Consider the following 25381-nt stretch of genomic DNA (forward strand, 5'->3'; position numbering starts at 1 on the left):
TATTAATTATTTCTTTCTGTTAGTCTTAAAATATCTCCAAAAACACCTCTTGCTGTAACAGATGCTCCTGCCCCTGCTCCTTGAATTACTATTGGGTTATCGCCATAACTTTCGGTATATATTTCGAAAATAGAATCTGCTCCTTTTAATGCTCCCAAAGGAGATTGACTTGGAACCGACACTAATTTAACTTCTAATATCGCTCCTTTTTCATGCGATAAATCACCATGTAAATCGCCTATATAACGCAGCACATGGTTTTCTTTTTGAACTTCTTTTTGCTGCTGAAATTCTTGGTTCATTTCGCTAAACGATTCTAAAAACTTTGAAGTTTCAATTTCTCTAAGTTGTTCTGGAATTAAATTTTGAATATTAACATCTTCAATTTCATTATGTAAATCTAGCTCTCTGGCTAAAATCAATAATTTTCTTGCTACATCATTTCCGCTTAAGTCTTCTCTTGGATTTGGCTCTGTATAACCTTTATCTAATGCTTGTTGTAATGCTTGAGAAAATGGAATATTTTGAGAAGAAAAGGTATTAAACAAATAACTTAACGAGCCTGAAAACACACCACGAATTCTAACTATGTTTTCTCCAGAAAGATGTAACAATTTAATAGTATCTATTAAAGGTAATCCTGCTCCAACATTAGTTTCGTATAAATATTTTTTTTGATTCTTATCTAATGTTTCTCGTAATTGATTATAAAATTTAAAATCGATAGTATTTGCTATTTTATTAGACGATACCAAATCGAATCCTTCTTCAACAAGCTTTATATAGTTATTTACAAAGGTTCTACTTGATGTATTATCTATTGCTACTAAATTTTCTAAATGATTATTTTTTGCAAACTGAAACACATCGTCAATTACATAATTCTCACCTTTTGTTTTTAAATTCTCTTTCCAATTTGCATCGATTCCTTTTCGGTTAAATAGTACTTTTTTAGAATTAGCTATTGCAAAAATATTAAGTTTAATACCTTTACGTTTTTCTATATCTTTAGCTGAAGCTATAATTTGATTTATTAGTTCGCTACCAACTAAACCATGACCAAAAATGGCTAGGTTTATTTTTTTAGAAATTCCGAAAATTTCACCATGAATAACATTTAATGCTTTATTAAGTTCATTTTTTTTAATTACAATACTCACATTTTCGCCTGTAATGGTATTATTGAAGAGTAATGGAATAATCTGGTTTTTAATTAAAGCGTTAAACGGTTTATGGAATGTGCTGAGCTCTTGACCAATTATTGATATTACAGACACATCGTCTATTACACTAATTTTATTAATGTCTTGAGAGTAAAAATCGTTTTCAAACTCTTGTTCTAAAACAATTACGGCTTTAGATGCTTTTTCAGCATCGATAACTAATCCAATTCCACGTTCTGACGAGCCTTGAGAAATAATACTTACACTTATGTTTTCTTTACTTAAAGCACTAAAAATTCTAGCATCTACACCTACTTTACCCAATAAACCACGACCTTCTATATTTATTAAAGCCACATTATCTAAAACAGACAATGAACGTATGCCTTTATCTTTATTTTGTGCTGTAATTATTGTGCCTTTGTCTTCTGGATTAAATGTATTTAAAATACGTAGTGGAATATTTTTTTCTATTAAAGGAATTATAGTTTTAGCATGTAAAATAGTTGTTCCAAAATTTGCTAGCTCATTAGCTTCGGTAAAAGATAATCTTTCAATTTTTTTTGCATCTTCTACTAAATCTGGATTTGCAGTATAAATTCCGTTAACATGTGTGTAATTTTGTAATTCTTCTGCATCTAAATAATTTGCCAATAATGATGCTGTATAATTACTACCATTTCTCCCTAAAGTGGTTGTTTTGTTGTCTTTATTAGAAGCTATAAAACCTGTAACTATATTTACTGTAGTACCATTATTTTGTTTAAAATAATCGATTACATTTTTTTTAGACAAGGCATCAATTGGTTTTGCATTACCAAAAGTATCATCTGTTTTTATTAGAATTCTAGCATCTGCTACTTTAGCATTAATATTTTTATTTTCTAATAGGGCAGTAATTAGTTTAGCAGAAATTAATTCGCCTTGCGCCAAAACTTCATCTTTTATTTTTTGATTATAGTCACCAAGTAATTGTACACCTTCGAATAAACTATCGAGTCTTGAAAACTCTTCTTCAAAACCAATATTTATTACTTCTTTTTGATAACTTTTAAAAGCTTCTAATTGCTCTTTATAACTTTGGTTTTTTACTGCTTTTTCTAAAATAGCCTCTAATTGGTTGGTAGCACTTCCTCTTGCAGAAACAACTACAGCAATATTTTCTTGATCTTTAACTTTATTTTCTATTATAGAAATTACTCTATTTAAACCTTCTCCATTGGCTAAGGACTTTCCTCCAAATTTTAATACCTTCATTTTTTTCTCTTTTACTTTAGGTTTAAAAATGCCTTTAATTATATTTTCTAATTGTTCAAATTCTATTAAAAAAGCATCATGCCCATGAATGGAATTTATTTCGTTATAGGTAACATTTGGATGTGTTAACGCTAATTGTTTTTGTGTTTCTCGGTTTTCTTCAGCAGTAAAAAACAAATCGGAATCTACTGCAACTATTGTTATTTTAGATTGAATAACATCTAAGACGTTTTTATTTGGCTCTCGATTTTTAGTAACATCAATTGTGCGTAATAATTGATTCATTAATTTATAAGCCGAAAGCTGAAAACGCTCTTGTAATTTATTACCATGATGAAGCAACCAACTCTCTACATTAAAGATTTCTAGCTCTTTATTTTTAGAACGTTGAAACCTTGATTTAAAAGATTCTGGTGTACGATAACACAACATCGCGTGCATACGTGCATCGTGTACTGGGTTTTTAGAATTTACTAAAAACTGCTCTTGTATTTGGCAATTTGCCATAAGCCAATCTGTAGCTTTCCAATCTGTAGCAACAGGTATAAAATGTGTAGCCAAATTGGGCTTTAAAACAACCATTTCCCAAGCAATACCTCCACCAAGTGAGCCACCAATAACAGCGAAAAGCGATTTTATTTTAAGTTTTTCTAATCCTATTAAAAATAGCTTTGCAATATCTCTAGCTATAAAATCTTTATAATTTTCTATTAAAAAACCATCGTAACCATTTCCTGGAATATTAAAGGCTAAAACAGTATATTCTTTAGTGTCTATAACTTTATCCTTACCAACTAACTCTGACCACCAACCATCGTTTCCCGCAACATTACTGTTACCTGTTAAGGCATGATTAACTAATACAATTGGAGCTGTATGTAATGTTTTTCCAAAAACCTGATAAGACAGTTTTATTTTAACTGACTTCCCGTTTTGGGTAGCATAATCTATATTCTCTATGTATTGTAAATCTTTCATTTTTAAAATTTGAAATAAGCCTCACATTTTAAATGGCAATTAAAATGCGAAGCCATTTCTACTATATAATTAAAATTATATTATTAGGCCACTACCTGTTTTAATACTGAAAAAGCATTTTTTAAATCTGTTTTTAAATCGTCTATATCTTCTATTCCTACAGATAAGCGAATTAAATCTTGAGTTACTCCTGCGCTTTTTTGTTGTGCCTCGTCAAGTTGTTGATGTGTTGTACTCGCTGGGTGGATAATTAATGATTTTGTATCGCCAATATTAGCTAACAACGAAAAAGTTTTAGTAGCGTCTGCTACAGATTTTGCAGCTTCAAAACCTCCTTTTACTCCAAAAGTTACAATACCACTTTGTCCTTTTGGTAAATATTTATTTGCTAAAGATTTATATTTACTACTTTCTAAACCTGGGTAGTTTACCCAAGCTACTTCTTCTTGGTTTTCTAACCATTGTGCTAAAGCAAGTGCATTTTGAGAATGTTGTTTAATTCTTACTTCTAAAGTTTCTAAACCTTGAATAATATTAAATGCGTTTGTTGGACTTAATGCTCCGCCAAAATCTCGTAGTCCTTCTAAAATTAATTTAAAAGTTAAAGAAGCTGCACCTAAGGTTTCATAATATTTTAGACCATGATAACCTGCAGAAGGCTCTGTAAATTCTGGAAATTTACCGCTAGACCAATCAAAATTCCCACCATCTATAATAACACCACCTAAAGAGTTTCCTTGTCCTCCTATATATTTTGTTAAAGAGTGAATTACAATATTTGCTCCATGCTTTATTGGGTTTAACAATGCTGGCGTAGCCACTGTATTATCAACTATAAAAGGAACCTTAGCTGCTTTAGAGTGTACAGCAATACCTTCAATATCTAAAACATCTAATTTTGGGTTACCTAAAGATTCTACAAAAAAAGCTCTTGTATTTTCTTGAACCGCATCTGCGAAATTTTGAGGGTTTGAAGCATCTACAAATGTTGTTGTTATACCTAATCTTGGTAAGGTTACACTTAATAAATTGTAAGTTCCACCATACAAACTACTTGATGCTACAATGTGATCTCCTGCCTTTAATAATGTTAATAATCCTGTAGAAATTGCCGCGGTACCAGAAGCAAAAGCAACTGCACCAACTCCGCCTTCTAGAGCAGCTAAACGCTCTTGTAATATTTGATTTGTTGGATTATTTAAACGTGTATAAATAAACCCTAATTCTTTTAACGAAAAAAGATTTGCTGCATGTTCTGAATTATTAAAAACATACGAAGTTGTTTGATAAATAGGCACTGCTCTTGTACCACTAGTTTGTGTTGTGTCGTGTCCTGCATGTAATGCTTGCGTAGCAAATTTTTGTGTACTCATTTTTCTAATTTTTTCGAGTTAAACTAAATTAATTCAAAAGTCAAATAAGCTTCGATTGAAGCATACCTAATAGAAAAATGTTAAAAAGAAAATACTAACTACAAATGAGTAATTAGGTTTTAGTTATCTATCCAATGTTTCGATTAATGAATCGAGCATTAAGTAGAATTTAGCACCTTCTTAGTAAGTCTAAGGGTTGCTAAGGCTTCAAAGAGTCTATCTCTCCACCTTTCTTGATAACATTTCAGTAAGTGTTTGAACTTTGTGAGTACAAATATTGTGAAAAATATTTTACACAAACAAATAAAACAGAATATATTTCATCATTTTTATTAAAAAACTATTTAAACAGAAATATTTTCACAATAAAAGAATATATCTTAAAATTTTTCTTAAAAAATATGAAAACAATTTTCTATCCATATAATTTTTATACTTTTGCTGAAAATTAATTACGAGGACGGATTTGACTGATTGCAACCTCATTAAAAAATGCTAAAGGCAGTGTAAACTTCCTTCGACGCTTTCGTCAAATCCTGTACATTTAAAATTTAAGAGAAAACTATGGCGTATTTATTTACATCAGAAAGTGTATCTGAAGGACATCCAGATAAAGTTGCAGACCAAATTAGTGATGCATTAATAGATAATTTTTTAGCATTCGACAGCGAATCTAAAGTAGCTTGTGAGACTTTAGTTACTACTGGACAAGTTGTGCTTGCAGGCGAAGTAAAATCTAATACTTATTTAGACGTTCAAAAAATTGCACGAGATACCATTAACAAAATTGGTTATACTAAAAGCGCTTATATGTTTGACGGTAATTCGTGCGGCGTATTTAGTGCTATCCACGAACAAAGTGACGACATTAATCGTGGTGTAGACAGAGAAAGTAAAGAAGAACAAGGTGCAGGTGACCAAGGTATGATGTTTGGTTATGCTACAAATGAAACCGAAAACTACATGCCATTGGCTTTAGATTTGTCTCACAAAATATTAATTGAATTAGCTGAGCTACGTCGTGAGAATAAAGATATTACTTACTTAAGACCAGATTCTAAAAGTCAAGTTACTATAGAGTATAGTGATGATAATATACCTCAACGCATTGAAGCTATTGTTGTATCTACACAGCATGATGATTTTGACACTAGCGATACCGCAATGCTTGATAAAATTAGAAAAGACATTATAGAGGTTTTAATTCCTAGAGTTATTGCAAAACTTCCAGAGCATTTACAGGCATTATTTAATGATGATATTAAATACCACATTAATCCTACAGGAAAATTTGTAATTGGTGGACCACATGGTGATACAGGATTAACAGGAAGAAAAATTATTGTTGATACCTATGGTGGAAAAGGCGCTCATGGTGGTGGAGCTTTTTCTGGAAAAGACCCAAGTAAGGTTGATAGAAGTGCAGCTTATGCTACAAGACATATTGCTAAAAACTTAGTAGCTGCTGGTGTTTGTGAAGAAATATTAGTACAAGTATCTTATGCCATTGGTGTTGTAGAGCCTATGGGAATTTTTGTAGATACTTATGGCACATGCCCTTTTAATTTAACAGATGGAGAAATTGCAGAGAAAATTTCTAAAGTTTTTGATATGAGACCTGCTGCAATAGAATCTCGTTTAAAATTACGTAACCCAATGTATAGCGAAACTGCTGCTTACGGACATATGGGTAGAAAAAATGAAACAGTTACTAAAACTTTTTCTAGACCAAATGGTAATGATATTACATTAGACGTTGAGCTATTTACCTGGGAGAAATTGGATTACGTTGATAAAGTTAAGGCAGAATTTGATTTAACATAAAATTTATTAAAAATCATTTGTGAGTATGCTAAACAATAGTATATTTGCAAACGATTTTTGGGGAGATACTCAAGCGGCCAACGAGGGCAGACTGTAAATCTGCTGACTACGTCTTCGCAGGTTCGAATCCTGCTCTCCCCACACAAAACAAAAAAAAGCGAGCATTTTAGCTCGCTTTTTTTGTTTGCGTTAAGGATTGAGGCTTTGTTGGAGCTCCTTGAAAAGAGCGACTGCCGAAAGCCTGACTGGAGTTATGCACTAAAGCATAACTCCAGTAACGCCCAATTATAAATTATAAATAGCTCTAAAGGTTAAAAATCTTGGCTGTATAAAATACTCACTTGTACTTACACTAAATCCACCAACACTGTTTGTTAGTTTAGAAGAGACATCTAATATGTTTGTTGCTTTTATTTCGTACTCCCACTTACTTTCGTTTGTTTTTCTGTACATTAAATTAGCATTCCATAGTCCAAAACTATTTGTATTTCCTTCTAAAGTTTGTCTTGTATAACCATAGTCTGTTGCAAACGTAAACTTTTTAAAGATTAATGCATCGAACTCTATAGATGGACTATTTGTTATAATTTTAGTAGTTCTATCTCCTTGATCGTTATCGCTTAAACTGTATCTGTAGCTTAATTCGAAATTTGGTGCTTCTCTAAAATTAGATCGAATACTTGGTGTATAGGTTTGTGTAAAACTTTTGTTTACAGATAATAGATTATTAATAAACTGGTTATATTTAGAGAAGTTAAAATTACCTCTTATACTTGCTTGTAATTTACCAAAACGTCTTTGAAAACGACCACTTGCTGTAAAGGTCTCATCTGCAAGATCCGAATTAAATGGTGTACTACTTCTAATAACCGAACCTGGCTGGAATATAGATTCTGTTCTAATATTATCTATGTTTTTACTATAGTTTAAAAATGCAAATACATTTGTATAGTTAAACATATTAAAGCTAAAATAACTTAGGTTAATATTATGAGATAGCGAATTTTCTAAACTAGGATTACCTACAAAGGTTGAGTTATAGTTATTTAATACTAATCCACGTGCAAACTGATTTACGTCTGTAAATTGTGTTTGCATTTTATAGGATAGATTTAAATTTTCTGAAGATTTTAATTGTACTCTTACATTTAAGTCTGGTAACAATCTAAAGAAATTATTTGTTGTTACTGTATTAAATTGATCGTTTTTTACACCATATGCATGTGCCGATAAACCTGGACTAATTGTAAATTTCCCTGTTTTGTATCGGTAGTGCATACCTAAATAAACATCGCTAAAGGTGTATTTAATATCGTTGACATCTGATACTCCAGTAATGTTTGAGTTTGTGTCTACATCTGTTCCATCGTCCAAGGTTTGAAAGATGTTAGAATCGAATTGTTGATTACTATAAATGGTTCCTACAGTAAAATTAATATCACTTTTTTTATTTAAAATATTCCAATAGTCTAATTTAGCGTCTAATTGATTTGTTTTTACAAATTTTTCTTGATTAACGCTATAGTACTGTTGTGATCTATCTAAACCGATATCTTCTGCCGTACCATCGTAAGAATCTTCATCATTTTCTGGATTATCTGGATCGAAACCATTATCGTTATTTGTTGGATCGTTTTCTAATAATGCATTATAAAAAGGATCTTCGTCTTGTAATAAATGTTGTATAGATAATGCAAAAATGTTACTATCGTCTAGAGTATAATAATAGTTTAAATTTTGATTTATTTTATAAGGATCTGTGTCTTCTAATTGGTTAATACCTCCTACTACAGTTGAGTATGTTCCATTTATTTGTTCGTCTTTAGAGATACGACCAATAATATCGTAATCTAATTGATTATTAGCGTTTGGCTTATATGTTGTACTAAATTTTAATAAACCTAAATCACTTTTTTGTTCGGTATTACTTTGTGTGTATTCGTCTGGTATGTTTAGATCATTATTTGTGTAAAGTACAGAGCTATTTTCTTGTAAATCAATCCTACTACTTGCAAATATTGCAAACCCACTTAGTTCTAAACTGCTTTTTGGAGAATAACTAAAGTTTGCTGCTCCAAATTTTGTATTAATATCTTTTGCTTGGTTATTTTGAAGTTGTCTAAATCCTAAATCGTTGCTACCTAAATTTATATTTGTACCACTTTGTTGACTAGGTTGCTGAAATCCTCCTCCAAAATTAAAAATATCTCTTCGTGATAATGCCAATTCTCCAATATTATTAATATCGCCAATAAAGTTGATACTCTTTTCTGGACTATAATAAAACAATTTAGGTTGCGCTAAATATAATCCTCCATCTGGAGAGTCCCCTACTCCTGCTGTAACAGTACCAAACCAAAAGTTCTTTTTACCTTCTTTTAGCTTTATATTAATTGCGATATTATCTTGGTTATTGGTTACACCACTTAATTGACTATTATTTGAATAGTTTTTTAAAACCTGAACTTTATCTATAGCATTTGCTGGAATATTTTTGGTAGCTAGTTTACTATCTCCATCGAAAAAGTCTTTACCATCAACCATTACTTTTCCAACTGTTTTTCCTTCTACCTCAATCTCTCCTTCGTCTGTAACTTCTACACCTGGCATTTTTTCAAGTACATCTCCTAGTTTACGCTCTGTTCCATTTTTAAAAGAATCTGCATTATAAGTTATAGTATCTCCACTAATAGTAACCGGCATTTCGTAAACCAATTCTACTTCGTCTAGACTATTATCTATTAGTAAATCGAAATTTTGATTTATACTTTCTTCTTTAGTTGTAATTTCTTGCTCGAAATTTTTGTAACCAATATAACTTACTTGAATAGTATAAGTTGTATTTTTTCCAAGGTTTAATTTATAGCGTCCAGCTTCGTTTGTTACTGCATAAGACTCTAAAACTTTAGATTCTTTATTTATAGCAATAACGTTTGCAAATTCTAGCGCTTCGCCTTCTGCATCCTTAACAACGCCTTCAAATTTAACTTGTGCAATAATTGTATTTGCTACAAATAACAACAGTAGCGTAAAAATATATTTCATATGGGAATTTTTTATGGACATATGTAAGCTTACATACACCTTCTTTTTTTACAAAAAATTTGTTTTGTGTATAAATAGTATGGTTGGTTATTTGGTTTATCTGCCTCGGCCGCCGCGTCCTCCACGTCCTCTACCGTACATATCCCTCATCTCTTCCATTTTTTTAGTTACAATTTCTGTATATTCTGCCCTTGTAACTTCTTGACCTTTTGTTGGTTTTTTAATCTCTTTCTTTTCTGCTGGATTCATTACTATTTTAGAACATAAAATTGTTGTTCTTCCGGCATTAATTTCTAAAATTAATCCTGGCAGTCCCCAAAATTCTCCAGGACCATTATTTACTGGTATTTGCATAGTGTACCAAGCAACAACTTCTTCTTCTTTAGGAATTTCTATATCATCCATTGTAATAGTTGTTGTTTCTTTTTTTGTTGATGCTACTATTGAAGAATCTTTAGTTTTCTCACCATCTTTAGCTTTAGCTTCGCCAAAAGCACTTACTGTTCTATCTCCTTTTGCTTCGTCTTTCTTATTATCATCTTTTTTATCCTCATCTCTTCCTCTTCTTCTCATTTTAGTCCAATCGGTTTGGTCTACAGGTTTCATTGCAACTGCTTTCATTGCCATGTATTGACCAATTTGTTTGGTTTCACCTGTCATTTTCCATTCTAACTTTTCTAAATTATCTTTAATTAGAAACTGTTTTCCCATGAACTCTTTATCCTCAATTAAAACACCTTCTTTCATGTCTTTATATTGCGTACCAGAACCCATTCCCATTCTCATCATCATTCCACGTCCACCTCCAGGCGTGTCTAACTTTTCATCTTCTACATACATAGATTCAGATTTGTTAAACGTTAACACATATGTTTTCTCTAACATACCTTTCATACGGTCTGCAATCATTTTTTTTCGTTCTGGACTCATTTCTCTTCCTCCAAAGTTTTCCATGTCCATAGTAGTTTTAGACATGTATGTTGCTTCTCCTTGAAAATCGTCTTGAGCAAATGATAACGACACTAAGCATAAAGTAACGCAGGTTAATAGTGCTTTTAATTTCATAATAGTATTTATTAGTTTATGGTGTAAAATTACAGTTAATAACAGTAAGACGTTAAAAAGAAGAAAATGTTTAACTTATGTTTGTTAAATATTTCTTAAAAAAAACATTAACTTTAATTAGAATAAAATATCTATAATTTTAAAACTACAGTTTGCTTTTATCATTAAATTGCATAACAAAATTCTTTAACACACAATTAATTAGCAATTTTAGTAATATTATTTTTTCGCCAACCGCCTTAAACCTTAGTTAATGATAGGTTAACAGAAAATAAAAACTAAAATATTAAATCGCATTATAGTAATTTTCCTCTATGCAAATAAAATCGAGAGCACTTATTACTGGAGCTATTTTTACTTTAATAGCTTTAACCACAATGCAAGGTTATTTAATTTTTAACACTTACGATCTTAAAAAAAAGAGCTTTGCTGTTGAATCTAGAAAAAAAATTGGCGGTATAGTAAAAACCAGCTATGTAGATTCTTTGTCTTGGAATTACAGAATGGACTTTGTTAAAAAAATTCCAGATTATAAAAGTGGTAATATTACAAAAGAAGAATTGCTTTTAACTCTAGAAAACGCAGCTAAAGCAAGAAATGATCAATTTTTAGAATATTATAAACAAGGTGCTGGCCATTTTAATTTAAATGAGAATGTACTATTTAATAAAGTTGCAACAACCATACAGCTTATAGATAAAAATGGAAATGTAGAAAACCTTATAGACGAAAGTAAAAATGAACAAGTATTTTTAATAGGAACTAATTTTCCTTTTTACGAAGGTTTATTAATAAATAATTGGAATTGGTCGTTTAACGAAGAGTTTATTAACAGTAATCAAGAAAATGACACCATTATAATTAGATATAGAGCTAGCCTGTATATGAAGATTTTAAATTGGGATAAAATTATTCTTAAACAATTATTATTACTGTTTTTTATAGCTTTCTTATTACTTCTATTTTTAATTACATTAACTACATACTCTATTAGAAATTTACTTAAATTAAAACGAGTTTCTGAAATTAAAACAGATTTTATAAACAATATTACTCACGAATTAAAAACACCATTAGCAACCCTATCTATTGCTACTAAAACACTAACTAATAAGTTTGCAAAAGACAACAAAGATATTGCCGAAGACTCCATAAATACAATAAACAGGCAAAACAAAAGGTTACAAAATTTAATCGACCAAGTAGTAGACAACAGTTTAGGTTACAACGACATAAAACTTAACCTTGAAGAAGTTAATCTTTCGGCATTTATAAATGAAGTTTGCGATGACTTTTATTTAACAATATCCAACAACATTCAGTTTATTAGAGACATTGATAATACAGAAAAACAAATTTTAATAGACAAATTTTACTTTAGTACAGCTATTATAAATATTCTAAACAATGCCATAAAATTTGATGGCACGATATTAAAGGTTAAATACACTCTAAGCGAGAATAATCATATTATTTCGATTTCTGATAATGGTATAGGTATTTCTAAAAAAAATAAAAAACTTATATTTGGTAAGTTCTATCGTGTGAGTGAAAAAAACATACACAATTATAAAGGACTAGGATTAGGTCTTTATTATTGTAAACAAATAATAAAAGCACATTATGGAACTATAGATGTTGAAAGCAAAGAAAAAGAAGGCACAACATTTTATATTAAAGTTCCAGTAAATGACAGAAAAGAGAATTTTATTAGCAGATGATGATATTGATTTTGGCATAACGCTAAAGCAATACTTAGAGCTTAATAAATTTGAAGTGTTTTGGGCAAAAGATGGAGAAGAAGCCTTAGATTTATTTAAAATGCACACTTTTGACATTTGCATTATTGATGTTATGATGCCTAAATTAGACGGCTTTAAACTTTCCAAAAAAATTTCCAAAAAAAATGCCGAAACACCTTTTTTATTTTTAACAGCAAGAAAAACTAAAGAAGACCGTATAAAAGGTTTAAGTTTAGGTGCCGATGATTACATCACCAAACCTTTTGAAGTAGAAGAACTAATTTTACGTATTAATAATATTATAAAAAGAACTAAGCAACAAAAAACCATTGCTTTAGATGCTAAAAAAAACGAACCTATATTAATTGGCAACTATATTTTTGATATTGAAAATCTAACTCTAAACATTAACAACAAAAGCTTTAAAATTACCGAAAAAGAAGCCCAGCTTATTTATTATTTATACAGTAATAAAGATAGATTAATACCAAGAGAAGATATTCTTGCAAACGTTTGGGGACATAGTAATTTCTTTTCTGGCAGAAGCATGGATGTATTTATTACTAGAGTTAGAAAACATTTTAAAGAAGATAAAAATATTAGCATAAATAGCATTAGAGGAGTTGGTTTAAAATTTATAATAAAAAAAAGCAACTAATTAAATTAGTTGCCTTTTCACTAAATTTAGTGCGCGCTATTAATTATTCTTTTATAATTTTCTTTACAATAACATTTCCCTTATTATCTTCTATATTAACAAAGTACATACCAGTTTCTAATATTGAAACATCTATTGTTTTAACATTTACACTTGTAGTTAAAACTTTTTTTCCATTAATACTATAAACATTAACAGACTTAATATTTTCACCTTTAATATTTAAAATGTTTTGCACTGGATTAGGATATAGAGAAACCGAATTATCAAATTCTAAACTATCTACACTTAAAGTTGGATTTATTTGGTATGTAAAATTATCTATATATAAATAATCGAATGTTGTAGCAGCATTATATTTAAATGCTATATAATTATCTGATCCTGTATAATTATCAAAATTAATTGTTTTTTCTTCCCAAGCATCATCAGCCATATCTGCGTCAAGATATGTTTGATATGATGTAAATGTTGTAGCATCTGTTGGGTCGGACATTGTACCAACTTCTAAACCGCCATTATTATCATCGTAAACTTGAAAAACTATTTGCTTGGTATTATCTAAATCATCCAGCATTGGAGTAATTAAAAATATTCCAGCAGACGCATCATTACCACTATAAAGCCTAACACTAATAGTTCCATCTTGAGATTGAACAGCACTGTATCTAACATAAGGACTTGTAGAAACCGGATCTATTAAACTAGACCAACAAGGTTGTATTTCTTCGTTGTTAGAGAAACCTTCAAAACTTGAAGAAAAATCTCCAGATTCTGGAACACATGCAGTTGTAAAGTTTACAGGTCCTACCCAATCACTTACTCCATTCACATCGCAATCTGCTCTTACATAAATTTCGTAAGGTGTATTAGATGATAAATTAGTAAAATCATTATTTAAAGTGTTTGATGTTGTTAAGGTTCCTGCAACTGGCTCTCCTACTCCTGCTAATTGAACTACATATTCCCATTCTGCTTGAGCTCCTAGAAAATCCCAACTTACATCTACAGAAGATGCTGTTATATTTTCTGCAGAAACATTATAAACTTCGGTACATGCTGGCTGATCTGTAATTTCTACATCATCAATATAAAATGCAATACCAGCTCCAGATCCTGCACCGTGTTTTATTACAACATACTCATTAGAACTCGCTGGTAAATTAACATAGTATTGTATTATGTCTCCTGTTGTACCTCCAGAGACTATTGGCACTTCGGTAATTTCGTTAAATGTTGTTGCATCTAAAGGATCACTCATACTCCCTACAATTAAACTCGCTGCTGTATTAGCATTAGATTTTCTAGCATAAAACTGTAATCTATGTGCTCCATCGTTTGCAACTGTATTTTGTGGTAAGATTAATAAAATATTTGCATTAGCATCGTTTCCTGTATTCATAATTATACTACTTGAACCCGAAACCGCATAAGATGCAAAAGTACTTACTTGAAATGTAGGCGAGCCTGTTGAAGTTACATTTTTACTCCAACAAAAAGGAAAATCACCATTTGAATAAGAATCGAAATTTTCTAAAAAATTAGCCGATAAAGGAGCACAAGCTGTTCTAATATCATAAGGCCCATACCAACTACTATATCCAGAACCATCACTACCAGCAGCATCACAATTTGATCTTACAAAAATTCTATAAGGACTATCTGGTATTATAGCAGCTCCACCAGAATCTGTTGTAAAATTCGTTGTTAGTGTATTTACTACTATTGGTGTTTCTAAAGCAGGATTAAAATTTAAATCTGTTTGCTTTACAACAAACTCCCACTCTGTTTGCGTTTGTATATCTGGTGTTATATTAAGACTAAAAGAAACATCTGTTATATTAGCTGCCTCAACATCTAAAATTTCAAAACAAGATGGTTGAGTTGTTACAACAATATCATCAAGATATACTATTTTATTAGACGTTGAATTAGTTTCTGGCTTTAGAACTAAATAATTAGCAGTAGCATTTAATGGTATATTTACATAATGAAAAGAATAGTTATTTGTGTTACTTGAAGAACTCGATAAAACAATTGAAGATAACTCCGTATATGTATTTACATCTGCAGGATCGGACATTAAACCAACTTTCATGTATGTTTCTGAACCTGTAGCAGAATTTACTTTTGCTGCAAACTCAATTCTATGCATACCATCTGCAATAATTGAACTTTCTGGAGAAATTAAATATACAGTATCATCATTATTAAATTGCATTTCGTAATAATTGCTTGGAGAATATGCTTGAGAGCTACTAGTATTTACCTTTATTGTAGGAGACGTTCCTGTTGATGTTGCAATGGTTGTCCAACAATAAGGTGTTTCTAATTCATCCGGCATACTTTCAAAATTCTCAGAAAAATCATCTACAACGCCACAAGCTGTTCTAAAAATTATTGGTCCAACCCAATCACTTACTCCATCTGTATTACAATTTGATCTTAAATACAACTCATACTCTGTATTATTAGTTAAACCGCTAATAGTTGTACTATTTGAAGATACGTTTTCAGAAGTAGCCGCATCTGGATTACCTGTGCCAGACAATTGCACTACATAATCCCATTGCATTGCTGCAGAAAGCCAGTTTACATCTACAGTATTTTCGCCAAAATTAGAAAGCACAATATCCGATGGCGGATAACAAGTTATAGACGTAAAATCTATTTCTATGTTTGGTCTATAATAATCTAAAATTCCATTTGGTGGCGATGCAGGATCAGGATTTGTAAAATTATTTCCGTAGTGTATTACTCTTCCATTTGCATTACCATATCCTAAATTATGTGTAATAAAATCGTTAGAATCACTACCTTCTTGATTTTCATCAACTACTATTACAAGATTGTTACTGTTAGAATAATTAAATGGTGTGTCTAAAATTATAGAAACCTCGTTATTATACACCGTGTAAACTCCAGCATAAACCTGAGTTAAGTTAGCCAAATCAATCCAACCGGTATTAGATGCAAAAACATCATCTGATGTTTCAGCCATATAAACCACAATATCATTAGAGTTTTCAAGCACTCCATTTGTATAATATGTTATTTTAGAAATATTTCCAGATTGGTTTATTTCAGATTGCAAATAAATGCTTTGCGAATAAGAATAATTATCATCTGCATCAATTGGTGTTTCTTGAAAAGTACTTGTTGAAATACCTCCTAAAGTAGCATCATTAATTAAAACGCTTTGAGCATTTACATATAAACAGAATAATGTAAAAACAAGAATTAAGTAATTTTTTTTCATCGTTATATATCTTTAATTTTAAGCTTTTTAAACCTGCTATATTCTATAACAAACTATAATTTAAAGCGTAAACTTATTTACTATTGCTCATTTAACAAAGTTAATTTCGGTTAACGATAAGTTAACGATAATATATCATCACTTTCTTTGCTCTATATTTTTAAAATTTGTAACACACAAAAAACAAATATCATGACTAAAAAATTACTTTTAATTTTAGCTATTGCATTCTCGTTTGCTTTAAACGCACAAACAGACGAAGCAATTGGTGCTACTCCAACTCTGTTATCTCAAACCTATAATTGTGAAAATGCTGAAACAGGAGACTTTCAAGGTTTTACCAAATCTACTGAATTTACTTGTTTTGGATATGATAATTGGGTTGATTCTTGGTATGCATTCACACCAATAGAAACTAAAAAATATTCAATAGAAATTGAATCATTAAATGCTAGCTCTTTAAACTCTGTAAGAATAGGTATATTTACAGGTACTCCTGGAAATTTAACAAGCCAAACTGGATGTGCAACAAGGTATTTTAGTGGCAATTTAAATAGCGGACAAACTTATTATATTAATGTTAGAGGTGCTTCTGCTAACATTCAATATCGTATGTGTGTATATGCATTTCCAGATCCTCCAATTAATGATGAACCAGACAATGCAGAAGCTCTTACAGAATCAACTTTTGAAGTTTGCGAAAACACTACCGTTGGCTATACAGCAAATGCATCATATACATACGAGACTATTTGTAGCAATTCTAACCCAGATGTATGGTATACTTTTACACCTACCGAAACTACCGAGTATTCATTTAGAGCAGATTTAATAAATGGAACAACGCCATTATATATTGGAGTTTACACTGGAACTCCAGGATATTTAAACGCTATTGCAGAAAGCCCAACTTCTCCTACATTACAATGTGAAGATATTGTTTTAGCAGATTTAACGGCCGGAACCACTTATTACATAAGTGTAACCTCTTCGGAATCATCACAAGCTATTTATTTTGAATTATGTACTTATAAATCGCCTCCAGCTCCATCTAACGACGATTGTAACAATCCTACTCCGTTAACCGTTGGACAAGATTTTGAAGACAATGCTATAACAGCAACAACAACTTCTGCATCTGTTAATTCTGGAAACTCAAACTTCCCAGACTGTGGTACTTTATCAGATTTTGGAATATACGGAAGAGACGTATGGTTTTCTGTTGTTGTTCCTGCTTCAGGTAGTTTTACAGTAGAAACTAGAGCAGAATCTACAGAAACAAATTTAAGTGACACAGCAATGGAAACTTATACAGGATCATGCGGAACTAGCACACTAATCCCTTACTATTACGATTTACCAGCTCCAAATAATGGTACTGCTTATTGTAATAATCAATTTGTTATTGGTGGTAACCCATATGCAGGTATTCTATTTACAAACAAAACACCAGGAGAAACTGTTATTGTAAGAGTTTGGGGATGGGCATATCAATTTGGTAAATTTAGAATCTCTGCCTACGATAGCACACCTTTAAGTGTTGATGATTTCGATTTAAATAACTTTAGTTACTATCCAAATCCTGTTAACGATGTTCTTAATATAAAATATAATAAAAACATAAATAACATTACAGTTCACGATATATTAGGTAAGGCTATTATTAGAAAAGATACATCAGGTAAATTAGTCTCTTTAAATCTTTTAGACCTTGAATCTGGTATATATATTGTAACAGTAAAATCTGGAAACGAAACAACTAACTTTAAGATTATTAGAAAATAAGCTTTTTTTTAATAAATAATTTAGACAAAAACACCTTAACATATTAAGGTGTTTTTTGTTTGTGTAAAACGGTTCAATTTTTGTACTTTTCACATCATAATGAAACAGCTACAATATCTTTTTTTACTTTTTACATTTTCTATCTTTGCTCAAGACAGCATACAAGTACAACAGCAAAGTAAAATTAAATTTAAAGCAGATTCTATAATAGACGTAGATAATTTTGGAACCATTTTTTATACATTAAACAATTCCTTAATAAAAAAACAAGAAGAAAAACTACTTAAATATAGTAATGTACAATTAGGTAGTATAACCTCCTCAAGCACTTTTAATCCATTAAAAATTAATGTTTTTTATAAAACATTTAATACTGTTATAATTCTAGATAATAGACTTGCAGAAATTTTTAAAGTAGATTTTAACCAAGTTAATCCATATAAAAATGTCTCGCACATTTCTACAGGAAGCGACAACACACTTTGGATTTTTAATCAAGACTTAATGCAATTAGAACTATACGATTATAAAACAAATACTATACGTGCAAAAACTCTTCCAATAGAAAACAATGTTTTAGATATTACTAGTAACTATAACTCATGTTGGCTACTAACCGAAAACTATATCTATAAATACAATTATTTTGGGAGTTTAGTTTCTAAAATGCCAAATACCGGCTATACTTCTATAAAAGAGAGTAATGAAAATATTTTTTTAAAGAAAGACAAAAACATATTTTACTTAGAAGAAAACACCAAAAATATAAAACCTATCAACATTCCAAATTTTTTAATAAGTCAGTTTTTTGTAACCAATCAAAACCTTTATATTTACACCGATAAAGAGCTTTATCAATACAAACTAAAATTAAAATAATATGCACGTTGCCATTGCCGGAAACATTGGAGCTGGAAAAACTACGCTCACAAAATTACTTGCCAAACATTATAAATGGGAAGCCCAATTAGAAGACGTAGTAGACAATCCATATTTAGATGATTTCTATAACCAAATGGAACGTTGGAGTTTTAATTTACAAGTATACTTTTTAAACAGTCGTTTCCGCCAGGTAGCTCAAATTCGTGAAAGTGGAAAGGACATTATACAAGACAGAACTATTTATGAAGATGCACATATTTTTGCACCAAATCTTCATGCAATGGGCCTAATGACTAATCGTGATTTTGAAAACTATTCATCACTTTTCGAACTTATGGAAGGCTTTGTACAAGGCCCAGATTTATTAATCTATTTACGTAGTTCTATCTCCAATTTAGTATCGCAAATTCACAAACGTGGTCGTGATTACGAAAACTCTATTAGCATAGATTATTTAAGCAGATTAAACGAACGTTATGAAGCTTGGATTACAGGATATACAAAAGGAAAATTATTAATTATTGATGTTGACAATCTTGATTTTGTTGACAGACCAGAAGATTTAGGCTTCATACTTAATAAAATTGATGCTGAAATAAACGGACTCTTTTAACCTTAACATTTTACTTACATAATTTAAATTGAAAAGCCTTATTTTGTTAAAAACAAAATATGGCATCCCTTTACAATTCTAAATACTACCATCGCGATTTATCTTGGCTACGCTTTAACCATCGCGTCTTACAAGAAGCAAAAGACATTAGAAACCCTTTATACGAACGTATAAAATTTCTTGCTATTTTCTCATCCAATTTAGATGAGTTTTTTAAAGTTCGCGTGTCTGACATCAGGCAAATAAAAAATATCGAAAAACCACTTCGTAAAAAACTAATTACAAAACCAAATAAGGTTTTAAAAGAAATAAGAAAACAAGTCCATATTCTACAAGAAGAATTTGGACTTATATTTGTTGGCGATATAATACCAGCACTAAAACAAGAAAACATTTATTTAATTAGTGCAGATGAGTTTTCTACATCACAAAAAAAAGTAGCAGAAGATTATTTTAAGAAAAAAATAAAACACAAATTAAAATTTGAAACTCATACTATAGCCGAAAAAAACTCTGTTTTTGTTGAAAATGAAGCACTCTATCTCACTACGCTATTAGATAAAAATACGTTTGAAATTGTAAAAATTCCAGAAAACGAAGATCGTTTTTTTGTTTTCCCTACCAAAGACGGGAAGCATTACATTACTTTTATAGATGATATTTTAAAGCATAATTTAAAACTTAACCACAATAATTCTAATTTAAAATATTACGAATTAAAGCTTTCTAGAGACGCAGAACTATATATAGAAGATGAGTTCTCTGGTAATTTAATGCAAAAAATTAAAGAATCATTACCAAAAAGAGAAACAGGACAAGCCACTAGAATTTTAATAGATTCTAAAATGCCTAAGACACTTCAAAATGTTATTAAACAAACTCTAGACGTTACCAATGCTGATATTATTATGGGTGGAGCACACCATAATTTTAAAGATTTTTTTAAGTTTCCAAACCCAACAGATAAAAAATTATCAAATAAAGTTTTAACTCCAAAACCTCATCCTGTACTTAAAAAATGTTCTTCAATGTTTAAAGCCATTGACGCTAAAGACCAATTAGTACACTATCCTTATCAATCTTTTGAGCCTGTAATAAAACTAATTGAAGAAGCAGCAAGCGATCCTAAAGTTACTACCATAAAAATGACACTTTATCGCGTTGCTAAAGATTCTAGGTTAAATAGAGCGATCGCTAACGCAGCTAAAGATGGTAAAAAAGTTGTTATTTTTATTGAGGCCAAAGCTCGGTTTGATGAAAAAAACAACCTTAAATGGGGAAACATTTTTAAAGAAAATGGAGCAAAAGTTATCTATAGTTATCCAGGCATTAAAGTTCATTCTAAAATACTATATATTGAAAGAGAAATTAATAATAAAATAAACAGATACTGCTATATAGGAACAGGAAATTTTAATGAAAATACAGCAAAATTATACACAGATTTTGGCTTAATGACTGCTAATAAAAAAATTACTAAAGAGCTAAACCGTGTATTTTTAGTACTTGAAGGTGTATTAATAGTACCTAAAGCAAAAAAACTTCTTATCTCTCCATTTACTTCAAGACATAAATTTTCTGCAATGGTCGAACGTGAAATTGCATTTGCTCATGCTGGAAAACAAGGTTTAATTATTTTAAAAATGAATAGCCTTGAAGACAAACAAATGATTAAACTTTTATACAAAGCTAGTAATGCTGGTGTAAAAATCAGGCTAATTGTTCGTGGTATGTGTAGTTTAATTCCAGGCATTAAAAATCAAAGTGAAAATATCACAGTAACTAGTATAATAGATCGCTATTTAGAGCATGGTCGCGTATATTTATTTGGTAATAATGGTGATGAAAAATTATTTATTGGCTCGGCAGACTGGATGAAACGTAATTTAAGTCATAGAATTGAAGTTATTACACCTATACTTGATCCTGATAATTTTAAAATTGTTAAAGACATTTTACAACTACAATTAAAAGACAATGTAAAAGCCAGAATTATTGATGCAGAGCAAAAAAATGAATATATAAAAAATAATAAAGAACCTATACAATCTCAAATAGCCACCTATAACTATTTTAAATAACCTTTAGTTTTTATTTTAAAAGATGTTTAAACATTTTGTACAGAGTTTCAATTTAACACAAGAAATTATTTAATAAATCTATTTTCCCTAGCATGTTCAATAGCTTGCTTACTACTTTCTACCAACAACGCAGGTGTAGTTTTATATTTTTCAAGTAAGCCTTTAACACGCAACATTCTCTTTTTATGTTTTACACTACGTAAATAAATAGCTTTTATACGCTCTGGAAACTGCTTAGCAATTTCAATATAAATATCTGCATCATGCTCTCCACTATCACCAATTAAAATAAAAGGCAAATCTGGATACGTTTTTAAAAGGTTAAGAATTTCTTTTTGTTTTTGAGGTTTTTCGTCTGAAGTTTTTCTTGATCTAAACTCTTTAAAACTTCTAAGTAAAATTGGTCCTTTAGGAAACTTATGCTGTCTTAAAAACAACTCCAAATAACGATATAGATTCCAAGGACTATGGCTAACATAAAAAATAGGATTTGCATTTTCTCCAGATACGCCACGATGCAGCATGTGGTAAAATTCTGCAGCGCCTTCAAGTGGCAATCTGCTTTTTGCATTTTTAAATATAGAATTATATATAACACGCCATTTTAAAGTAGAAACTACTCCTGTATGCAAAATGGTGTCGTCTATATCACTTGCTACTCCAAATTCTGCTTTAGATGAAGGTATTAACAACTCACCTGGAAATCTATTATTATTTGTTATTTTTCTTTTTATGGTAACATCATCGTAAGATAATTCGAAAGACAACCAACCTTCAGTATTTGTTAAACTTTTTAAATTTTCAATTGTTTCTTCAATAATATAATAACCATCATTATCTGTTTTGGCTTTTATAATTTTATTGTTTGGAAGTTTTACTTTTATAGCTGTATTTGCAATCTCATCAGACTCTAACCGTTTAAATGCATTAATTGCTAAATTCCAAATTTTTTGAGATTCTAAATCTATAGATTCATCTTCAAGCGCTCTTCCTCTTGCGTAAAAATGTGTATTGCTTCCGTAGCTTTGAAAAGCAATGATTTGAAGTGGATCTTTTTTAAATATTCCCATGAAAAATTTGTCGAATTAACTATTGTAAAATAACAAAAAAACCTGCTAATAAAGTTAACAGGTTTCTTAAATAAAATATAAATAGACCTTAGCTTTTATTAATTTCTATTTTTTCAATTGTTTTAACATTCTCATCTCTAGCAACATCATTAGCAGCTTCAAATGCTTTTAACTTCGCTTCTACTTGAGCTTTTGTACCTGTAAAAGTTTCTTTTTTTATTACTTCTTCTCCATTTACAATAGTGGTATAAGTAACTGTTGCTTCAGCATTATCTTTATTAATAGTAATATTATTTTCTACAGAAATTTCTTTAGTAACTTCCGCATAACCTTCTTCTGTATGACCACCTAAAATTGGCGCTACTACTAAACCTATAAGACAGGTTAGTTTAATTAAAATATTCATAGATGGTCCAGAAGTATCTTTAAATGGATCACCAACTGTATCTCCTGTTACTGCCGCTTTATGAGCATCTGATCCCTTATAAGTCATTTTTCCATTTATTTCAACTCCTGCTTCAAAAGATTTTTTAGCATTATCCCAAGCTCCACCGGCGTTGTTTTGGAAAATTGCCCAAAGTACACCTGAAACTGTTACTCCAGCCATATAGCCTCCTAACATTTCGGCAATAGCTAAATGGTTCATTCCAAATAACATTGGCACAAAAGCAATTATTAATGGAAACCCAATAGTTAATAATCCTGGTAACATCATTTCTTTTAAAGAAGCTTTTGTAGAAATTGCAACACATTTATCGTACTCTGGTTTTCCAGTACCTTCCATAATTCCAGGAATATCTCTAAACTGTCTACGCACTTCTTGCACCATTTCCATAGCTGCTTTTCCAACCGCATTCATAGCTAAAGCAGAAAATACAACTGGTACCATTCCACCAACAAATAACATAGCCAAAACTGGTGCTTTAAATATATTAATACCATCTATTCCTGTAAATGTAACGTATGCAGCAAATAATGCTAATGATGTTAAGGCAGCAGAAGCAATTGCAAACCCTTTTCCTGTTGCAGCTGTAGTGTTACCAACAGAGTCTAATATATCTGTACGTTCTCTAACAATTGGTTCTTGTTCGCTCATTTCTGCAATACCTCCTGCATTATCAGAGATTGGTCCAAATGCATCAATAGCTAATTGCATAGCTGTTGTTGCCATCATTGCTGAAGCTGCTAAAGCTACACCATAAAATCCTGCTAATGCATAAGACGCCCAAATTGCACCAGCAAATAATAATACAGATGGAAAAGTTGAAATCATTCCAGTAGCTAAACCAGAAATAATATTAGTTCCTGCACCTGTACTTGACTGTTGTACAATTTTTAAGATTGGTTTTTTACCTAAACCTGTGTAATATTCAGTTACAGAAGAAATAACTGCACCTACAAATAAACCAACTAAGGTGGCATAAAATACTCGCATTGATGATATTTGAATTAAGCCTTCTCCAAAAAATTCCATTTGCATGGTTTCTGGCAACATGTATTTACATAGACCAAAACATGCTAAAGCCACTAAAATTATAGACGTCCAATTACCTTTATTAAGCGCGCCCATTACTTGAGACTCCTTTGCTTCATTATTACTTATTTTAACTAGCATTGTTCCAAAAATAGAAATAATAATCCCAACTCCAGCAATTGCCATTGGTAAAAGAATTGGGCCAATACCTCCAAAGGCCTCACCAATATTTCCTCCCATATCTTTTATAACATAGTTACCAAGTACCATTGCCGCTAAAACTGTTGCTACGTAAGACCCAAATAAATCGGCTCCCATTCCGGCAACATCACCAACATTATCACCAACGTTATCTGCAATTGTTGCAGGATTTCTTGGATCGTCTTCTGGAATACCGGCTTCTACTTTACCAACTAAATCGGCTCCTACATCTGCAGCCTTTGTATAAATTCCGCCACCAACACGTGCAAATAATGCAATAGATTCTGCTCCAAGAGAAAAACCTGCTAAGGTTTCAAGAACTATGGTCATATCCATAGTATTTGTCCAAACTCCTCCCATAAAAAAATGAAAGAAAAATATAAAGAAAGCCGTTAAGCCTAATACAGCTAAACCAGCAACACCTAGTCCCATTACAGTTCCACCTCCAAAAGAAATATTTAATGCTTTTGGTAAACTAGTACGTGCCGCTTGAGTTGTTCTTACATTTGTTTTTGTTGCTATTTTCATTCCTATATTTCCTGCAAAGGCAGAAAAGACAGCTCCAAAGATAAAAGCCACCACAATTAACCAATGCGTTGTTGGCACAACCAAAGAAACAATTGCTAATAGTACACTTACTATAACAACAAAAATGGCAAGTAATTTATACTCTGCATTTAAAAAAGCTAAAGCGCCTTCGTAGATGTGATCTGAGATTTCTTTCATCTTACCATCACCTGCATCTTGCTTCATTACCCACTGTTGTTTAACAAACATGTAAATTAAGCCCAATACTGCCAATACTATTGGCAAATAAATTATCATTTTATCCATACTAGTTTTATAATTTGATTAGTTTTTAACGTTCGCTAAAGTAATAAATTCAATGAGAACAAAAAAATCTTTTAAAA

At 30.8% G+C, this 25381-nt stretch carries 14 protein-coding genes, 1 tRNA gene and 1 riboswitch; of the genes, 8 read left to right on the plus strand and 7 right to left on the minus strand.

Translation table 11 applies throughout. The annotated features are described in order from the left end of the window. Positions 1 to 2: 2 nt before the first annotated feature. Together thrA and BWR22_RS12605 are read right to left on the minus strand one after the other, a co-directional pair. Positions 3 to 3398 carry a bifunctional aspartate kinase/homoserine dehydrogenase I gene (gene thrA, locus BWR22_RS12600; protein ID WP_076734016.1) on the minus strand — a complete coding sequence of 1132 codons (3396 nt, stop codon included), beginning with the start codon at positions 3396 to 3398 and terminating at the stop codon, positions 3 to 5. A gap of 83 nt (positions 3399 to 3481) precedes the next feature. Beyond that, positions 3482 to 4771, minus strand: coding sequence for an O-acetylhomoserine aminocarboxypropyltransferase/cysteine synthase family protein (locus BWR22_RS12605; protein WP_076734017.1), 1290 nt, complete (start codon positions 4769 to 4771; stop codon positions 3482 to 3484). Between the two features lie 120 nt (positions 4772 to 4891). Next, positions 4892 to 5014, minus strand: a riboswitch (SAM riboswitch). 321 nt (positions 5015 to 5335) lie between these two features. On the opposite strand from BWR22_RS12605, the gene metK reads away from it, so the two are divergent. Together metK and BWR22_RS12615 are read left to right on the plus strand one after the other, a co-directional pair. Further along, positions 5336 to 6595: a methionine adenosyltransferase gene (gene metK / locus BWR22_RS12610; protein ID WP_076734018.1), complete on the plus strand. Its 1260-nt coding sequence runs from the start codon at positions 5336 to 5338 to the stop codon at positions 6593 to 6595. Positions 6596 to 6654: 59 nt separating this feature from the next. Next, positions 6655 to 6736: transfer RNA gene (locus BWR22_RS12615), tRNA-Tyr, on the plus strand. Between the two features lie 144 nt (positions 6737 to 6880). Here BWR22_RS12615 and BWR22_RS12620 read toward each other — a convergent pair. Together BWR22_RS12620 and BWR22_RS12625 are read right to left on the minus strand one after the other, a co-directional pair. Continuing rightward, positions 6881 to 9640 (minus strand): carboxypeptidase regulatory-like domain-containing protein, encoded by a 2760-nt coding sequence (locus tag BWR22_RS12620; protein ID WP_076734019.1) that lies wholly within the window; start codon positions 9638 to 9640, stop codon positions 6881 to 6883. A 96-nt stretch (positions 9641 to 9736) separates the two neighbouring features. Next, entirely contained in the window at positions 9737 to 10705 is a 969-nt protein-coding gene (locus BWR22_RS12625; RefSeq protein ID WP_076734020.1) for a GLPGLI family protein, read from the minus strand. Positions 10706 to 11019: 314 nt separating this feature from the next. Here BWR22_RS12625 and BWR22_RS12630 point away from each other — a divergent pair, with 314 nt between their 5' ends. Both BWR22_RS12630 and BWR22_RS12635 read left to right on the plus strand, forming a co-directional pair. Beyond that, positions 11020 to 12426 carry a sensor histidine kinase gene (locus BWR22_RS12630; RefSeq protein ID WP_076734021.1) on the plus strand — a complete coding sequence of 469 codons (1407 nt, stop codon included), beginning with the start codon at positions 11020 to 11022 and terminating at the stop codon, positions 12424 to 12426. Beyond that, positions 12395 to 13105 carry a response regulator transcription factor gene (locus BWR22_RS12635; protein WP_076734022.1) on the plus strand — a complete coding sequence of 237 codons (711 nt, stop codon included), beginning with the start codon at positions 12395 to 12397 and terminating at the stop codon, positions 13103 to 13105. The genes BWR22_RS12630 and BWR22_RS12635 overlap by 32 nt, the downstream gene beginning before the upstream one ends. A 43-nt stretch (positions 13106 to 13148) precedes the next feature. Here BWR22_RS12635 and BWR22_RS12640 read toward each other — a convergent pair whose 3' ends face one another. Then, the gene (locus BWR22_RS12640) at positions 13149 to 16364 is read right to left on the minus strand and encodes a T9SS-dependent choice-of-anchor J family protein (protein ID WP_076734023.1); all 3216 of its coding nucleotides are present in this window, start codon (positions 16362 to 16364) and stop codon (positions 13149 to 13151) included. Between the two features lie 192 nt (positions 16365 to 16556). Between BWR22_RS12640 and BWR22_RS12645 the strand changes: the two genes are divergently transcribed. The 4 genes from BWR22_RS12645 to ppk1 all read left to right on the plus strand — a co-directional run bounded on the left by BWR22_RS12645 (position 16557) and on the right by ppk1 (position 21725). Continuing rightward, entirely contained in the window at positions 16557 to 18149 is a 1593-nt protein-coding gene (locus tag BWR22_RS12645) for a T9SS type A sorting domain-containing protein (protein WP_076734024.1), read from the plus strand. A 99-nt stretch (positions 18150 to 18248) separates the two neighbouring features. Further along, positions 18249 to 19028, plus strand: a complete 780-nt coding sequence (locus BWR22_RS12650; RefSeq protein WP_076734025.1) for a hypothetical protein — start codon at positions 18249 to 18251, stop codon at positions 19026 to 19028. Position 19029: 1 nt separating this feature from the next. After that, positions 19030 to 19644 carry a deoxynucleoside kinase gene (locus BWR22_RS12655; RefSeq protein ID WP_076734026.1) on the plus strand — a complete coding sequence of 205 codons (615 nt, stop codon included), beginning with the start codon at positions 19030 to 19032 and terminating at the stop codon, positions 19642 to 19644. A gap of 59 nt (positions 19645 to 19703) precedes the next feature. Continuing rightward, entirely contained in the window at positions 19704 to 21725 is a 2022-nt protein-coding gene (gene ppk1 / locus BWR22_RS12660; protein ID WP_076734027.1) for a polyphosphate kinase 1, read from the plus strand. 65 nt (positions 21726 to 21790) lie between these two features. On the opposite strand, the gene BWR22_RS12665 is transcribed toward ppk1, so the two are convergent. Continuing rightward, on the minus strand, positions 21791 to 22795 hold the full coding sequence (locus BWR22_RS12665) for an App1 family protein (RefSeq protein WP_076734028.1): 1005 nt from the start codon (positions 22793 to 22795) through the stop codon (positions 21791 to 21793). A gap of 88 nt (positions 22796 to 22883) precedes the next feature. After that, positions 22884 to 25304: a sodium-translocating pyrophosphatase gene (locus BWR22_RS12670; protein ID WP_076734029.1), complete on the minus strand. Its 2421-nt coding sequence runs from the start codon at positions 25302 to 25304 to the stop codon at positions 22884 to 22886. Positions 25305 to 25381 lie beyond the last annotated feature (77 nt).

Source organism: Lacinutrix venerupis (assembly GCF_001971745.1).
In the GTDB taxonomy this organism is placed as follows: Bacteria; Bacteroidota; Bacteroidia; order Flavobacteriales; family Flavobacteriaceae; genus Lacinutrix; species Lacinutrix venerupis.